Below are 17128 nucleotides of genomic sequence, written 5' to 3'. Positions count from 1 at the left end.
TAAATCAGTAATTATATTATTACTAATCATAGCGGATGATGGCCAAAAAAAATACCGGAAAAATTCCCGCGATATTATTATCAACCTGTCTATTACTGTCTCTATCTGCATCGTCTACTGCTTTTTCAGACGAGTCTGTACCTTCTTCCTCCGCAAAAGAACTTTCCCTGAAAGATTCTATAGGCATAGCTTACCTCAATAATAAAGATATTCAGATACAGGCCGAATCACTCGATATTGCGAAAGCCGGCATACTCGGCGCTAAGAGCGCATTTTGGCCTAAACTCGCCGCCACTTACGGGTATACCTACAATGGTTTTGCATTTAATTTGGGCGCGTTAGCCGCCAATACCAAAAAAGATATCGGGATATTTTCCGGGTACCAGAACGATAACAAAGTCGGCGTTTCCGTAAACGAAACGATATATAATGGCGGCGCTGATATTGCCGTCTTAAAAGAGTCGCGCCTTGAACTGAAAGTCCAGGAAGAGACGCTCCGTGCCCGGAAACTCGACGTAGCTTTCGAAGCCAAACGGCTATATTACGGTCTTCTTCTCGCTTACGAAACGGAACGGATAGCTCAGAATCTCTTTAACCAATCGAAGGCGCATTACGACGACGTGAAGGCCAAATTCGAGCAAGGGACGTCTTCGAAATTCGATGTGCTTCAGTCGAGCGTGCAGGTGGCCAAGGTGGTGCCGGAAGTGGTAAAGGCGAAGAATGCCATCGAGATAATAACGGCGGAATTTAAAAAAGTGATCGGGATAAGGCCGGGGGATGATATAAGGCTTCTGGGCCATCTTCGCTATACGCTCATCGATGCAAAAGAGGACGACTCCCTGAAAGAGGCCTACAAGAACAATCCTGAAATGATACTCAAAACGCTCGGTATTGATATCAGTAAATGGGAAATAGAATACGCTAAAAGCGGATACTATCCTCAGGTGGGCGCCAACTTCGGTTATAACTATCGTTCCAATAATCTTGAGACCATATTCGATTATCGCCACACCAACTGGGCGGCGGGAGTTACCGTGGGGATGTCTATTTTCGACGGGATGGCCACCAAAGCTAAAGTAGATGCCGCGAAGGCGAAATACGGCCAGGCATTTCTCGCGAAAGCCAACATCGCCGATCAGCTCGTAGTCGACGTAAAGACCGCGTGCCTCGACATGAAGAAGGCAGACGCGATAGCTGTATCCCAGAGGGACGCGATCGTCGAGGCGAAAGAGGCGGTGCGGATAGCGGAGATAGGTTATGACAACGGCGTTACCACCAACCTGGATGTTCTCGATACGCAGGTTTCATTAAGCCAGGTTGAGAAGAATCTCGCCGAGGGTATTTACGATTATCTTATGGCGCAGGCCCAGCTCGACAGGATACTTGGCAGGGAAAATAGCGGAGAAGAAAAATAGGAGAACCTTATGCCCGGAAAGAAGAAGCTTAAAGCAATAATATTATTTGTCCTGGTAGTGATCGGCGCCGTATCCGGCGCAACTTTTGTGCTTAAAAAAATCGCCCATGACAGCAATGTGATAAAAGTCTCCGGTAATATCGAAGGCAACGACGTGCGCATATCCTTCAGGGTCGAAGGGCAGATAACGGAGCTATTGGCGGACGAAGGGTTTGTAATAAAAGTGGGGGATCTGGTCGCGCGTCTCAATACCGATGAGTTGAGCAAGGTAAAGGCGGAGGCAGAGGCCGCGCTAAAACGCGCCGAGCACCAGTACTGGCTCGACGATGTCGACTATGTCAGGGCGGAGAATCTCCTGCAGGCCGGAGCCATCTCGGCCCAGAAGAGGGACGCGGCGAAGACTAAAGCGGATACAGATAAGGCCTCAGTGGACCAGGCCCGCGCCCAGCTGGAGCTCGCCAATACGCGTCTCGGGTGGGCAGAGCTCGCCTCGCCTTTGAACGGCTACATACTTGTCAAAAGTGCGGAGGAGGGCGAGGTCGTGCGGGTCGGCGCGCCCGTATTTACCGCCGTTGATTTAAATGACATATGGGTTACGGCATATATAAATGAGAAAGATCTCGGCCGTGTGAAACTGAATCAGGAAGCGTATGTGATGACCGACAGCTACAAGAATAAGAAGTATAAAGGCTGGGTATCATTTATATCGTCCCAGACGGAATTTACCCCGAAATACATACAGACGACAGAGGAGCGCGTCAAATATGTTTACAGGATAAAGGTCAGAGTAGACAACTCGTCCCTCGACCTTAAGCCCGGTATGCCCGCCGACGCTTATATCAAGGTAAATTAATGCCTGCGATAAAGACCGTCAATCTGACGCGTAAATTCGGTTCTCTGACGGCGGTGGACAACCTCAATATCGAAGTCGAGGAGGGGGAGATATTCGGCCTTGTCGGTCCGGATGGCGCGGGTAAGACGACGACGATGCGGCTTTTAACCGGCATTCTCGAACCGACATCCGGCGAAGGATGGGTTCACGGCAGTCATATCTTAAAACAGGCTGAGGCGTTAAAAGAGAATATCGCGTACATGTCCCAGAGATTCGGCCTTTATGAAGAGATGACGGTCATGGAGAATATCAATTTTTACGCCGATGTTTACGGCATACCCAATAAAGGGCGTGCCGAAGCGATAGACCGCCTGCTCGGATTTTCGGGGCTTTTGCCCTTTAAAAAACGTTTTGCCGGCAAGCTTTCCGGAGGTATGAAGCAGAAGCTCGGGCTTGCCTGCGCGCTTATACACACTCCGCGTGTTCTTTTCTTAGATGAGCCGACCAATGGTGTCGATCCGGTATCGAGGCGGGATTTCTGGAAGATACTATATGATTTATTAAAAGAGAAAGTCACGATATTTTATTCGACCTCATATCTCGACGAGGCGGAAAGATGCAAACGCGTGGGGCTCCTGCACAAAGGGAAGCTTTTGCGTTGCGATACGCCGGATGCGGCGAAAAAGGCGTTCGGTGCCAAAACGCTCGAAGAGGCGTTCATCACAGCTATAAACGAGTGTGAAAATAAAAAATGAGCAATAATAATTCGGTAAGCGTCCGGGGACTTTTGAAGAAATTCGGCGACTTCACGGCTGTCAACAATATCGATTTCGATGTGGCCGGTGGCGAGATATTCGGTTTTCTCGGCCCCAACGGCGCCGGAAAATCGACGACTATAAGGATGCTCTGCGGCATCATTTCACCTACAAGCGGCACAGGCACGGTCGGCGGTTTCGATATCATAAAACAGCAGAAGGATATAAAACAGAATATCGGCTACATGTCGCAGAAGTTCTCCCTCTATAACGATCTGACGGTGGCGGAAAATATCAATTTTTACAGCGGGATATACAGGATACCGGCGCGGGAGAAGAAAGAACGTTTCGAATCTACTGTGCGTACCGCAGGCCTTGAAGGGATGGAATCGAATCTTACCTCTTCGCTTGCAGGAGGATGGAAACAGCGCCTGGCCCTGGGGTGCGCGCTTTTGCACAGGCCGAAGATAATATTTCTGGACGAGCCGACCTCGGGCGTCGACCCGATAACGCGCGCAAATTTCTGGAGCGTTATAAAACAGCTGGCCGCCAAGGGCGTAACGGTTTTTGTGACCACGCACTACATGGATGAGGCGGAGAATTGCAACCGCATGGTACTTATCTACCACGGTACGATAATCGCTATGGGCACGCCTCAGGAAATGAAGACCACCTGCATGAAGAGCGAGATCCTCGAGATAACATTGCCGGACTCGCAGGATTGGCTCGAGAGAATATCGAAGATGGAAGGCGTCAAAGAGGCGGCGCTTTTCGGCGCGAACATTCACGCCGTGGTATACGACAGCCTGAAGGCGGCGCCGGCGATAAAGAAGTTCCTGGAAGGCGCCGGCGTGCGTTCTTTCGGTGTCAACAAGATACTTCCGTCCCTGGAAGATGTATTTGTTTCATTGATAGAGAACTATGACAAAACAGAGCTTAAAAAGAATTAAGGCCGTCGCGTGGAAGGAATTCATCCAGATCAAGCGCGACCCGCGTTCGCTTACCCTTGCCCTCGGTATACCGGTATTCCTGTTATTTCTTTTCGGCTACGCCCTGTCTCTCGATATAGACCATGTGCGCACCGTCGTGTGGAACCAGGACGCGTCCTCCGAGCTTACACGCAATTTCCTTCTCAATTTCAAAAATTCCAGGTATTTTAAAATAATAAAATATACCGACAACTACCGTGACATAGAGCGCATGATAAACTCCGGCGAAGTCATAATGGCGCTGGTCATTCCGAAGGATTTTTCCCATTATATAGAATCGGGGCAAAAGGCGCCTCTACAGCTTCTGATGGACGGCAGTGACGCCAACACGGCGACGATAGCCCGCGGTTACGTCCAGGCAGTCGTTTCACGGTACAATACAGAGCTTTTGTCCACCACGCTTTCCGCCCGCGGCATGAAGCCGACGAAATCTTTGGACGCGCGCACGCGGATCTGGTTCAATATGGGGCTTACCAGCACCTGGTTTATCGTCCCCGGCGTTATCGCCATGATCATCATGATAATCGCGGCGCTTCTGACGTCTATTTGCATCGCCCGGGAATGGGAGAGGGGCACGATGGAACAGCTTATCTCGACGCCGGTGAAAGGGCCGGAGCTCATCGCCGGGAAATTCATACCATATTTTATTATCGGGCTCTTTGATCTCATAGTAGGAGTTCTCATGGCCCGATTCCTGTTCGCGGTACCTTTTAGAGGTAGCTATCTTCTCCTTATGGGCTTAAGTTTTCTATTCCTGGCAGGCGCTCTTTCACAGGGGATACTTATATCGATAGTGGCAAAGACACAGCTTATGGCCAGCCAGATGGCCACGTTAACAACAATGATACCGACGATAATTCTATCCGGGTTCATATATCCGATATTCAATATGCCGCAGGCGCTCCAGGTAGTTACCTATTTCATACCCGCGCGTTATTATATCGTCGTCTTAAGGGAATTATTTTTGAAGGGCAATGGTCTTAATTCGATGTGGGACGAAGCGCTCTTTCTATTTTTATTTGCCGCGATCATGGTATTTTTCGCCGTGACTAAATTTAAAAAGAAGGTAGCGGTATGAGTTTCGAACGGATCAAAGCGATCCTTATAAAAGAGTTCAAGCAGGTTTTCCGCGACCCGCGGATGAAGACGGTTATTTTTATTACCCCGCTCGTCCAGATAATACTTTTTGGTTACGCCGCCAATAAAGACATAAACTATGTCCCGACCGCTATACTCGACAGGGACAATACCTACGAAAGTCGTCAGCTCCTCCGAGATTTTACATTTTCTAATTATTTTGTGCCCGAGCATTATATCTCGACGAGCGAAGAGCAGGACGAGCTTCTTAATAAGGGGGCGGCGAGTGTCGTTATACGTATCGATCGTGGTTTCGGCCGTAATCTGAACGCCGGCAAGGATGCCCAGGTCCAGCTCGCTTTTGACGGCACCGACTCGAATACATCCATGATAGTGATGGGTTATGCCGACAAGGTTACGGGTGCTTTTGGTGCGCGTATAATGAAAGAGAGGGCGGAGACCCTTGGCATCGCGGGCAACATACCCGAGGTGGACTTGAGAGACCGGCCGTGGTTTAACGGCAACCTCGTCTCCAGAAATTATTACCTTCCGGGCGTTATCGCAACGATTGTTACAATGATGTCGCTTCTTCTAACAGCTATGGCGATAGTTAAGGAGAAGGAAATAGGGACGATGGAACAACTGATTGTCAGCCCCCTCCGTCCGATAGAGCTTATCGCCGGCAAGCTCATCCCTTTCGCGATAATAGCGCTCATACAGATCGCGCTTATAACTACGCTGGGGGTGGCGTGGTTCCATGTGCCGCTGCGAGGTAGTATTATTTTTCTGCTTTTCTGCACCTGCATATATCTTTTTACGACCCTGGGGATAGGTTTATTCATCTCGACGATATCCGCGACACAGCAGGAGGCCATGATGTCGGTATTTCTTTTCTTCATGCCGACCGTTCTTCTGTCGGGATTCGCATATCCTATTGCCAATATGCCCCAGGTTATACAATGGGCAACTTTTATTAACCCATTGCGCTATTTCATGGTCATAACAAGAACTATATTTTTAAAAGGTGTGGGCATAGAGTTTTTGTGGACGCAACTTCTGCCGCTTTTGGCGATGGGATTTGCGGTTATAAGCTTAAGTGTTTTAAGGTTCCATCGGAGTATGGAATAAAAACGAACAGGAGAAAATAATGGAAGAGTATATAATCAAGGAAAGAAGCCGGCAGGTCGAGATAATCCTGGCGGTGATAGCTTCCGTATTCATATTCTCGATCGATTTTAGCATGATGAATATCTCGCTTCCGACGATCTCGCGCTATTTTAATGTCGGTATCGGAGTGGCGGCATTTCTCCCGATGGCGTACATGCTGATCGTGACGAGCTCGCTTCTCGGGTTCGGAAAACTGGGCGACATCAGGGGGTATCGCAAGGTTTTTATCGCGGGCCTTGTGGTGTTCATTACAGGGTCGATAGCCTGCGTATTTGCTCCGAACATAAACACACTCATCGCGTTAAGGATGTTCCAGTCTCTCGGCGAAGCCATGATGAGTCCGATGGGGGTCGCGATACTTACGACATTTTTACCGGTGCGCTCGAGGGGGATGGCGCTCGGGCTCGTGGCGCTTACCCAGGGGCTCGGTTTCGCGCTCGGCAACGTACTGGGAGGCTATATAAACGCGCATTTTATCTGGCGCGGCATATTTTTTGTGAATATTCCCGTCGCGATATTGGCGATATTACTCGCGCTTAAGGTGCTTCCCGTGAAGCAGAAAGCCGCCGCGGACCGCAGATTCGATACGATCGGCGCCGCTTTTATATTTATGGCTCTCGCCGGACTTGTCTACGGCCTTAATCTGCTCGGCAAGCTGAACAGTCCGCCTGTTCCTATTCTCATAAGCTTCGCCGTTTCGATCATCGGTTTCATTCTCTTCTTTGCGCGGGAGAGGAAGATAGACTACCCCGTCCTCGACTTTACGCTATTCAAGAATCGCAATTTTACGTATTCAAATCTCGCCGCCGTTATGGCAGTAGCGTTACTCATGGGCTGTATATTCATAGCGCCGTTTTATCTCGAGATGATAAAAAGACTTTCTACAATGCAGGCGGGAATCTATCTCATAATAGCTCCGACTATAATGCTTTTCGTAGCGCCTGTGGCGGGCAGGTTGTCGGATCGCATCGGCTCAAGAGTTCTTTGTTCGGCGGGCGCCGCCCTGGAAGGAATAGCGTTTTTCATATTTTCGCTAATGAAGCCTGATTCGGGCATGCCGATCTTTGTTGCCGCCCTGGCGATGGTCGGTTTGGCGGCCGGATTGTTCATGGCCCCGAACAATAAACTCGTAATGTCGCATGCGCCCGACGACAAGCAGGGCGTCGCTTCAGGCGTGTACAAGATATGTTTGAGTGTCGGGGGAGTCTTGGGCATAGCCGTATTTCCGGTCGTTATAATACAGACGATAAGTTTTATGATGGGCGGGGGAATGGTTGACGCAAACCTCGTGAAGCATTCTCCGGAGGTTCTTCATGGCGGATTCCGTAATATGTTTTTATTCGGCGTTTGCATGGCGATAGCGGCATTTGTCTTTTCCGTTATGGCGGAGGATCGTAAAATATGATAAAATCTCCGTCCGTGAACCCGGCGAAAAAAAGATATGAGCAGTTCCCCCACACAGCCGATATAGGTGTTCGCGTCTTCGGGCGGGATTTAAAGGAGCTTTTCGCGAACGCGGCATTCGGTATGTTCGATGTTATGGCCGATCTCGATGGAATAAAGCCTTCCGCGTCGGCGGCGGTGGAGGCCCACGGCGAAACGGCGGAGGAGCTTCTCGTCTCATGGCTCGACGAGCTTTTATATATTTCCTGCACGAAGGAGCTGATACTCTCGAAGTTCGAGATCTTTGAAATGTCCGATAATTTACTTAAAGCCAAGGTGTCCGGTCGGCCGATCTCCGCAAATAGAAACCGCCTCAAGACGGAGATAAAGGCTGTCACATATTCCGGATTATCGATAAAAAAGTCGGACGGTGGTTTAAGCGTGGAGTTGATATTCGACGTATGACGATCCCCCGCGGCGTTCTGGAGAAGATCGACGAATACCGGTGGCGCATCCCGAAAAGCTATAAGAGCGGCATGCGCACCGACGGCATTATTTACGCTTCCGAGGATATGCTCGATGCGATCCTTGCGGACAAGGCGGTCGACCAGGTCGCGAATGTCGCCACACTTCCCGGGATTGTAGGAAGCTCGCTGGCCATGCCGGATATTCACTGGGGCTACGGGTTCCCGATAGGAGGCGTCGCCGCCACCGACGTCGACGCGGGCGGAGTCATCTCGCCCGGCGGAGTAGGCTTTGACATCAACTGCGGTGTCCGGCTCGTGAAATCTAATCTCTTCGAGAAAGACTTATGGCCCAAGCTGAAGGATCTCGTAGGCGCCCTGTACGCCGAAGTGCCGGCAGGCGTCGGCTCTAAAGGCGATATCAGGGTGAGCCACTCCGACGAGCGGAAGCTTCTCGCGCAGGGCGCTCGCTGGGTAGTCGAACACGGATACGGCACGGCCGAGGACCTCGAATATACCGAGGAACACGGCGAGATAAAAGGCGCCGATCCCGACGGTGTTTCGCCCAGGGCGTATGAGCGCGGCAAGAACCAGTCCGGTACTCTCGGCTCGGGCAATCACTTTCTCGAGATCCAGGCGGTCGATACGATATACGACAAAGAGCTGGCAGGTGTGTTCGGCCTCGAGGAGGGGCAGGTCACGCTCATGATACACTCCGGTTCGCGCGGCCTGGGTTACCAGGTTTGCGACGAATACGCCAGGGATTTTATACACACGCTCTCTAAGTACGGGATAAATGTCCCGGATAAACAGCTTGCGAGCGCTCCGGTCAATTCGCCGGAGGGTAAAGCGTATCTGGGCGCGATGCGGTGCGCGGCGAACTACGCATGGGCCAACCGTCAGTGCCTGATGCATCTGGCGAGGCGCGTCTTCGAGAAAGTCTTCCGGCGGAGCGCGAAAGACTTGAGTATGGAACTCATCTATGACGTCGCGCACAATATAGCGAAGATCGAAAAGCACGAGATAGACGGCAAAGAGCGCACGCTCTGCGTTCACAGGAAGGGCGCCACCCGCGCTTTTCCTCCGGGCCACCCGGAGCTTCCCGCGAAATATACTAAGACGGGCCAGCCGGTGATAATCCCCGGAGACATGGGCAGGGGCTCGTATCTTCTCGTGGGCACAGCCTTCGCGCGCGAGACATTTTATTCGACGTGCCATGGAGCCGGCCGGCTCATGTCGCGTTCAGCGGCGATCAGGGCGGGCCGCGGCAGATCTATATCGCGCGAATTGGAAGATAGAGGTATAATAGTAAAGTCGACCGGTAGACAGACTCTTTCAGAAGAGATGCCGGAAGCGTATAAAGACGTGAACCAGGTAGTCTCGGTCGTACACGGCGCGGGTATTTCGCGGCGTGTTTGTAGAATGCGTCCACTGGGTGTGATAAAGGGATAAGGAGCTATAATGTTAGACATTAAATTTATTCGTGAAAATCCGCAGGTCGTTAAAGACGCGCTGAAGGCGCGAAACTCAAAGCTTAACATCGATGAGCTTCTCGCGCTGGACGAGGAACGCAGGTCGCTTCTCGTAGAAGTCGAAACGCTTAAAGCCGAACGCAACAAGGCCAACGATGAGATATCCGCGGCTATTAAGGCTAAAAAGAACCCAAAAGAAGTTATTGATAAAATGAAGGTAGTATCCCAAAAAGTGTCTGATTTAGACAAAAAAGTGGGTGATATAGACCAAAAAATAGCAAATTTTACATATATAATCCCAAATATACCCGATAAAAGCGTACCTGTTGGCGGGCCGGAAAACAACAAAATAGTCCGTGCTTGGGGTAAAAATCCGTCTTTTGACTTTACCCCTAAAAATCACATTGAGATTGCGGAGAAGCTGGGTATAATCAACTTCGGTGTGGCAACAAAGATATCCGGTTCAAACTTTATTCTCTTTATGGGTCAGGGCGCGCGGCTCGAGCGGGCGCTTATCAATTTCATGCTCGATCTTCATACAAAGAAACACGGATATAAAGAGATATTTCCGCCGTTCCTCGTGAACAGGCGTTCGATGACGGGCACCGGACAACTGCCGAAACTCGAAGAGGACATGTATAAATTACAGAATGACGACCTCTATTTAATACCAACAGCGGAAGTGCCGGTTACGAATATACATTCAGGCGATGTCCTGGACGAAGATAAACTTCCTATTTGCTACACAGCCTATACCGCTTGCTTCAGACGTGAAGCCGGTTCGTATGGCAAAGATACTAAGGGCATGATCAGGGTGCATCAGTTCGATAAGGTTGAGCTTGTTAAATTCGTTAAGCCTGAGGACTCGCCGGCCGAACACGAGAAGCTTTTGAAAGATGCCGAGGAGGTGCTTCAGCTTTTGGGCCTGCCGTATCGTGTTATACTGCTCGCGACCGGCGACATATCGTTCGCCGCCGCGAAGTGCTACGATATCGAGCTCTACGCCGCCGGCACCGACTCGTATCTGGAGGTGTCGAGCTGTTCCAACTTCGCCGACTTCCAGGCTCGCCGCGCGAATATAAAATTCGCGCGAAAGGGCGCTAAAGCTAAAGAGTTCGTGCATACTCTGAATGGCTCCGGCGTTGCGCTCGCCCGGCTCGTCGTAGCGATACTCGAAAATTATCAGAATAAAGACGGAAGTGTCAATATTCCCGAAGCGCTTGTGCCTTACATGGACGGGGCAACCGTAATCAAATAATGGCTAAAAAATCGGGTATCATTAAATTATTCCTGAAGCTCATAATCGCGGTTCTTTCGATCCCGGTTGCCGTCGGCGTATCGATAGCGTTTTACAGGAATCTTGTCCTTATCCCGGTGATAGCGAATCGTATGTCATTATTCGTATGGGGGATAGCTTCATACGCGATACTGCACCTTTTATTTTACAAGCCGACGTATCTTTACGTGCTTGGCCACGAAGCCGTCCACGCCGGTATCGCGTGGGTGCTGGGCGGTAAAGTAAAGTCATTCAAGGTTTCCGAGAAAGGCGGCAGTGTCGGTACGGATAAGTCGAACACACTCATAGAGCTCAGTCCATATTTCATACCGATATACGCGATAATAATCGCGGCGATATATTTTGTAATCGCGGCTTCCTACAATATAAACGGTTCGGTTTTTATATTTTTAATAGGGTTTGCGCTCGCTTTCCACATGATCTCGACGATAGAAGTTATGAAGATCAGACAGCCGGATTTTGTTAAATCGGGATATTTCTTTTCGATAATACTGGTATATGTCCTTAATATTGTCGTTATAGCGATGCTGTTTACTCTGATATTCCCGGAGTTCTCGGCGAAAAAATTCTTCATCGATTCCTGGGCTATGTCTAAGAACGCTTATATCGCGATAGTCAAACAGTTATTCTTTTGATGTAGGACAAGATTTTAATTGCATAAAATATTCTGCGGGAGTAGTCTATTAAAGTGTCTCTTTGTTAATAACGAGGAGATTTTATGGATATATACAGTATGGTTTTTCTAATCCGGACTTTACCTGAAAATAAGGTACAAGGTCCGGATTTTTATTTTTATAAAGGCATATATGAATAAAAAATACGGAAACAAACTCAAAAAGACAGTGCTTCCCGATCCCGTCGAACGTAAAAATACCGAGGACGCCCTGCGTTTAAGCGAGAAAAAGATCCGCGCTGTTTTTGACCAAACTTTCCAGTTTATCGGCATGATGACGCCGGACGGAAAATTGGTTGAGGCTAACAGGACGGCTATGCAGTTCGCGGGGATCGTAGAAGCGGATTGCATAGGCAAGTTTTTTTGGGATACGCCCTGGTGGGCCCATTCGGAAGAGATGCGGAATAAATTACGAAATGGCATAAAAAAAGCCTCCCGCGGCGAAACCGTATTTTTCGAAGCAACTCATCCTGCCGCAGACGGAAGTATCCACTATATAGATTTTTCGCTAAAGCCGGTCATGGGTGAAGACGGCAAGGTAATTTTTATCATTCCCGAAGGGCGTGATATCACCGATCGAAAACGCTCGGAAGAAGAGCTCGCCAAATATCATGCACATCTTGAGGATGTGGTAAGAGAGCGTACGGCAGAGCTTAAAGAATCAGAAGAGAGATTTAGGGCTTTTTTTAATGAAGCCGCGGATGGAATGATATTGGCTGACGCGGCGTCCAAAAAGTTTTTCATGTGCAACAAAGCCATTTGCAGGATGCTGGGTTATACCGTAAAAGAGATGTGCAAACTTAGCGTTCTCGATATACACCCCAGAGAAGAATTGCCGCATGCCATCGAAGTGTTTGAAGGCCAGGCGAGAGGCGACTTTAAACTTGCATCGGATATGATGGTAAGGAGGAAGAATGGCACCATTTTTTATGCCGACATATCGACGTCGGTAATATTTTTAAAAGGTAAAAAATATCTCATGGGAAGCTTCAGGGATATTTCCGAGCGTAAGGCCGCCGAGGCGGCGCTGATGATATCCGAAGCCAACTACAGGTCCATATTCGAACTGGCCAGCGACGCTATCATGATACGCGATATAGATAACTTCCGCACGCTCGATGCCAATAAGGCCGCATGTGAAATGTTCTGTTGTTCGAAAGAGGAGATAATCGGCCGCTACATCAAGACCTTTATGCTCGATAAAGAGCCTTATACCTGGGACAAAGCCAGTCATTTTTACGAAAAAGCTATTGCCGGTGAACAGCAACTTTTTGAATGGCCTGCCATAGACAGGATGGGCAGGTCGTTCTGGGTGGAAGCAACTATAAAGCGCGCTGTGATCGGTAATAAATATTGCCTTATATCTATATTAAGGGATATCACCGAGCGCAAAAGATTGGCCGGGATGAAGGATGATTTTATGAATTCCGTTTCGCATGAATTGCGCACTCCTTTGGCCGCGATAAAAGAAGGCGTGTCCCTGGTTTTCGAAGAGATAAATGGAAGTGTCGGAAAAGAAAATAGAAATATTTTAAGCATAGTTAAAAAGAACGTCGACAGGCTTAACCGCCTGATAAGTAATGTGCTGGATTTCCAGAGGATGAAATCCGACGAAGTAACGTTAAACTTTAAATCGTACGATATAAATAATGTGATCATAGAATGTTGCAATACCATGTCCGGCGTCGCGAAAGAAAAGAAACTGGAACTTTTGACCGATCTTGAGGCGAAGATCCCAAAGTTATTGTTCGATAAGGATAAGATGCTCCAGGTGCTTATGAACTTAGTGAATAATGCCGTGAAATTTACGGAACGAGGTACTATTACAATATCTACGAAGATCGAAGGCAATACGGTTAAAGTTTCCGTTACGGATACCGGGATAGGAATAAAGCCCGAAGATATTCCTAAGGTATTTCATAGGTTCTGGCGCGGAGAAGATCGCGCCATGACAAAAACTATCGGGACCGGTCTTGGGTTGGCCATTTCGAAAGAGATAATAGAAAAACACAAAGGTAAGATATGGATAGAATCCGAATGGGGTAAGGGTTCGGTACTATCCTTTATTTTACCGCTTAAAGAAAGACGGGGGTGAGATATGAAGAAAAAGATACTGATAGTAGAAGACGAGGAGGATGTATTGTATCTAGCGAAGATCAGGCTGAAAACCGCCAACTACGAGACGCTTGAGGCAAAAAATACCGCGGATGCGATGGAGGTGGTGATAAAACATAATCCGGACTTGATACTCCTGGACCTTCTTTTGCCCGGCGAAAGAGGAGAAGTGTTTTGTAAAAGGCTAAAATCGGACAATGAGCTCAAAAAAATTCCAGTTATATTATTTACCGCGACCGCACATGAGGTTGAGGAAAAGATAAAAGAGACTGGCGCGGATGACGGCATCATGAAGCCCTTTAATCCCAAGGTGTTATTCAATAAGATAGAGAAATTGATAAAATGATTTTTGCCTACCATAAACTGCCGCAATTGTTTGCCATATAGATGGATTTTTTGTATAATATGACCTGCGAGTGGTCCCGCCCGGACTGAAATTAAAGGCGGGACCGATTGCAAGACTGAGATTCCGGCAATCGGAGAGGTGGCTAAAGTGGCTGGTTCCGATATGGTGTTTCGCCGGGTTATCGGAACCGCCTAATCGTTTTGTTGAGAATAGTTTGCGGAGAGGTGGCTGAGTGGTTGATTTCGCGATACGCGTGAAGTGACTCAGGCGAAATCGCCTAATCGTTTTGTTGAGAATAGTTTGCGGAGAGGTGGCTGAGTGGCTGGTTCCGATATGGTGTTTCGCCGGGTTATCGGAACCGCCTAATCGTCGGTTGCAAGTGGTTTGCGGAGAGGTGGCTGAGTGGCTGATTTCGCGATACGCGTGAAGTGACTCAGGCGAAATCGCCTAATCGTTTTGTTGAGAATAGTTTGCGGAGAGGTGGCTGAGTGGTTGAAGGCGCACGCCTCGAAAGCGTGTTATCCCTAACGGGGTACGAGAGTTCAAATCTCTCCCTCTCCGCCATCTTTTTTCGACAAGAAAAAAGATGGCGGATACAGTGCGAGGGCATAGATGAAAAAATCCATAGGAGCGAAGACGATCGTTTTCCCAACGCCTGTTTTTGTGGTGGGGACATACGATAAAGACGATAAGCCGAATGTGATGACGGTGGCCTGGGGAGGCATATGTTGTTCTAATCCGCCTTCCGTCGGTGTCGCCATAAGGGAAGCCACTTATACTTATAGCAACATTATCTCCAGAAAAGCCTTTACCATAAGCATTCCCTCGGAGAAGTTTATCAAAGAAGCCGATTATTTCGGCGTGGTGTCCGGCAGGAGCGGAGATAAATTTGCCGATACGAAGCTTACGCCGGTCAAAAGTAATATCGTAGACGCGCCTTATGTCGGCGAATTTCCTTTTGTCGTGGAATGCGTTATGACCCAAGCGATCAAGTTGGGATTGCATACTTTATTTATAGGCGAGATAAAGGATGTGAAGGCCGATGAAACGGCGCTGGGTAAAAATGGAGCGCCGGATATAAAAAAGATAAGCCCGGCTATTTTCGATCCGGCAAACCGCGCGTATTATGGCGTTGGACAACATTTAGCCGATGCTTTTACAGTAAAAACGATGCAGGACTTATCGAAAAAGTAGAGGGGCTTTTGCGTAAATATATTGCCATTATATGCGGTCTGATATTCTTATCCGGATGTTCTGTCCTGCCTATCAAAACAACCAAAAACTATTACTTAGAAGACCTGTATAAACGTATAAATTACAGGACGGAAGGCCGTTACAGGGTGGTCAATATTTTTTACGCGACGAGCCGCGACATCGGCCGTGCTTCCGACGGACAACCCGATTATAAGCCCGAGCTCGGTAAAGAGACGGGATACGGAACGCTTAATATAAGGATAGACCCGAGATTGAAGATAGGGACGATGTTGCCGGATCGCATAAAGAAGAACGGGTTGATAGAAGTGCAGGATACAAAAAGATTGGCCGAGGATAATTTTATGAAAGAATTATCCGAAGCCGTCAATGCGTCACCACATAAATCCGTTCTCGTGCTCGTCTTCGGATACAAGGACGGTTTTGAGGCTACCGCGATGAAGGCCGCCTATTTTTCATATCTACTTGATGTGAATACGCCGGTTCTCTTATTCGATTGGCCCGGCGATCAGCCCGTCGATATTCCTGGTTACGCGAAGGCGCAATCTCTGGCTTCCGCCTCCGGGCCATATCTGGCCGGTGTGCTGGCGAAGGTCGTTCGCGAGGTAAAGCCGGAGAAGCTCTGGATCGAGGCGTCGAGCCTCGGTTGCCAGGTAACCTGCGATGCCTTCGATCGTCTTTATGAACAACCCGATTTTGCCGACCAGGATGCCGAGATAGACCATGTAATGCTGGCGGCTCCGGATGTCAGCCGGGACCAATTTAACGACAAGTTTAAAAAAGAATTCGACGCTCTTTCGAAAAAAATGACGGCATACGTTTCCTCCGACGACGGGGCCTTGCTTATGAGCGGGGTGATAAACCAGGACGACAGGCTTGGCCGCATGAAGATGAGGGTGAAAGACCCTGAACAGTTGGAAGAAGTAAGGGGAGTGCTTTACCTGAAATCGCTGGATCCGGATAAGTTTACGGTGATAGATGTAACGCCTATCAATAGTTCGAGCTTCAGGCATGGGTATTATCTGGAATGCCCGGAGTTTTATGATGATTTTTATATGCGCATACTTGACGCGAAGCCAAATGTGAACAGATGCCTTTATCTGTTGAAGTTTAAAAACGGCGCGGATTACTGGGTAATGCAAAATTCGCGATAGGCGTGTTATAATGTTACGCAAGCGGAATTGTTTGTCCCGCCGAAGGCGGGAAAAGCGTTCCGTTTGCATACAAGTATATATAATATAGAATGTAGGCTATAAGGTTGTCCCGCCCGGACTTAAACCGGGGGCGGGACGCTTGCCTGAGTGAGATTATAGCAAGCGGAGGAGTGGCAGAGTGGCTGATTTTAATAGATTTGCTTCGCAAATCTATTAAAATCGCCTAATCGTCGGGTTGAAGGGTTAGTGGAGGAGTGGCAGAGTGGTTGATCGCGACAGCCTTGAAAGCTGTTGTGGGCGCAAGCCCACCGTGGGTTCGAATCCTACCTCCTCCGCCATGTTTGATAGGGGGCGCTTAATAGATAATGTCGGAAGGTACCTTCCGACATTATCTATTAAGCGCCCCCTATCAAACATGGCGGTGTGTCCACCGCTTTGTTCGAACATACTTCAGGGGTTCCCCTGAAGTAAAAAATTAGTCTTTAACGCAATGCTCGGCATCGTCCCGCCCCTAAGCTCACTCCAGGCGGGACTCTCGCGTCCTCGCCCTACTCCTCCGTCATTGCGATCCCGCCCGTGCATGACCGAGGGCGGGAGAAGCAATCTCTCTACAGGCTCGTCCGCACCCGCCTGCTACAACCTAAAATGATCTCGCAGACGGCGGGTCGCCGAGTGCGCGCCTCACACAAGACTCGAGGGCGAAAGGCAAATTTTGGGGCGCGGCAAAATTTGCCTTTCGCCCAATGACTCAAAAAATATCAAAAATGCCTCAAGGGTA

Annotated in this window: 14 protein-coding genes, 2 tRNA genes and 1 pseudogene; all 17 read left to right on the top strand. The window is 48.9% G+C overall.

Annotated elements, in window-relative coordinates; translation table 11 throughout:
- The first annotated feature begins 35 nt into the window (after positions 1–35).
- The 17 genes and pseudogenes from PHS46_07565 (at position 36) to PHS46_07485 (ending at position 16688) form a co-directional block, all read left to right on the top strand.
- The gene (locus PHS46_07565; GenBank protein MDD3906361.1) at positions 36–1415 is read left to right on the top strand and encodes a TolC family protein; all 1380 of its coding nucleotides are present in this window, start codon (positions 36–38) and stop codon (positions 1413–1415) included.
- Between the two features lie 9 nt (positions 1416–1424).
- On the top strand, positions 1425–2267 hold the full coding sequence (locus PHS46_07560; protein MDD3906360.1) for an efflux RND transporter periplasmic adaptor subunit: 843 nt from the start codon (positions 1425–1427) through the stop codon (positions 2265–2267).
- Positions 2267–2920: pseudogene (locus PHS46_07555) on the top strand (ABC transporter ATP-binding protein). The gene PHS46_07560 and the pseudogene PHS46_07555 overlap by 1 nt, the downstream one beginning before the upstream one ends.
- A 77-nt stretch (positions 2921–2997) precedes the next feature.
- Positions 2998–3951: an ABC transporter ATP-binding protein gene (locus tag PHS46_07550; protein ID MDD3906359.1), complete on the top strand. Its 954-nt coding sequence runs from the start codon at positions 2998–3000 to the stop codon at positions 3949–3951.
- Positions 3923–5068, top strand: a complete 1146-nt coding sequence (locus PHS46_07545; GenBank protein ID MDD3906358.1) for an ABC transporter permease — start codon at positions 3923–3925, stop codon at positions 5066–5068. The genes PHS46_07550 and PHS46_07545 overlap by 29 nt, the downstream gene beginning before the upstream one ends.
- Positions 5065–6195 carry an ABC transporter permease gene (locus PHS46_07540; GenBank protein MDD3906357.1) on the top strand — a complete coding sequence of 377 codons (1131 nt, stop codon included), beginning with the start codon at positions 5065–5067 and terminating at the stop codon, positions 6193–6195. The genes PHS46_07545 and PHS46_07540 overlap by 4 nt, the downstream gene beginning before the upstream one ends.
- Before the next feature lie 19 nt (positions 6196–6214).
- On the top strand, positions 6215–7639 hold the full coding sequence (locus PHS46_07535) for an MFS transporter (GenBank protein MDD3906356.1): 1425 nt from the start codon (positions 6215–6217) through the stop codon (positions 7637–7639).
- Positions 7636–8082 carry an archease gene (locus PHS46_07530; protein MDD3906355.1) on the top strand — a complete coding sequence of 149 codons (447 nt, stop codon included), beginning with the start codon at positions 7636–7638 and terminating at the stop codon, positions 8080–8082. The genes PHS46_07535 and PHS46_07530 overlap by 4 nt, the downstream gene beginning before the upstream one ends.
- Positions 8079–9533 (top strand): RtcB family protein, encoded by a 1455-nt coding sequence (locus tag PHS46_07525; protein MDD3906354.1) that lies wholly within the window; start codon positions 8079–8081, stop codon positions 9531–9533. The genes PHS46_07530 and PHS46_07525 overlap by 4 nt, the downstream gene beginning before the upstream one ends.
- Positions 9534–9542: 9 nt before the next feature.
- Positions 9543–10811 carry a serine--tRNA ligase gene (gene serS, locus PHS46_07520; protein MDD3906353.1) on the top strand — a complete coding sequence of 423 codons (1269 nt, stop codon included), beginning with the start codon at positions 9543–9545 and terminating at the stop codon, positions 10809–10811.
- Positions 10811–11485, top strand: a complete 675-nt coding sequence (locus tag PHS46_07515; protein MDD3906352.1) for a hypothetical protein — start codon at positions 10811–10813, stop codon at positions 11483–11485. Before serS ends, PHS46_07515 begins: the two co-directional genes overlap by 1 nt.
- A gap of 171 nt (positions 11486–11656) precedes the next feature.
- Positions 11657–13618, top strand: a complete 1962-nt coding sequence (locus tag PHS46_07510; protein MDD3906351.1) for a PAS domain S-box protein — start codon at positions 11657–11659, stop codon at positions 13616–13618.
- A 3-nt stretch (positions 13619–13621) separates the two neighbouring features.
- Positions 13622–13984 (top strand): response regulator, encoded by a 363-nt coding sequence (locus PHS46_07505; GenBank protein MDD3906350.1) that lies wholly within the window; start codon positions 13622–13624, stop codon positions 13982–13984.
- A 474-nt stretch (positions 13985–14458) separates the two neighbouring features.
- Positions 14459–14548 (top strand) — tRNA-Ser (locus PHS46_07500).
- A gap of 48 nt (positions 14549–14596) precedes the next feature.
- Positions 14597–15178, top strand: a complete 582-nt coding sequence (locus PHS46_07495; GenBank protein MDD3906349.1) for a flavin reductase family protein — start codon at positions 14597–14599, stop codon at positions 15176–15178.
- An 8-nt stretch (positions 15179–15186) separates the two neighbouring features.
- Positions 15187–16350, top strand: a complete 1164-nt coding sequence (locus PHS46_07490; protein MDD3906348.1) for an alpha/beta hydrolase — start codon at positions 15187–15189, stop codon at positions 16348–16350.
- A 248-nt stretch (positions 16351–16598) separates the two neighbouring features.
- Positions 16599–16688: transfer RNA gene (locus PHS46_07485), tRNA-Ser, on the top strand.
- The last annotated feature ends 440 nt before the right edge of the window (positions 16689–17128 follow it).

This window comes from Candidatus Omnitrophota bacterium (assembly GCA_028699255.1).
Classification (GTDB): Bacteria; Omnitrophota; Gorgyraeia; order 2-01-FULL-45-10; family 2-01-FULL-45-10; genus FEN-1322.
The sequence above is the reverse complement of the archived record's forward strand: the minus strand, read 5'-3'. Positions and strand labels throughout refer to the sequence as shown.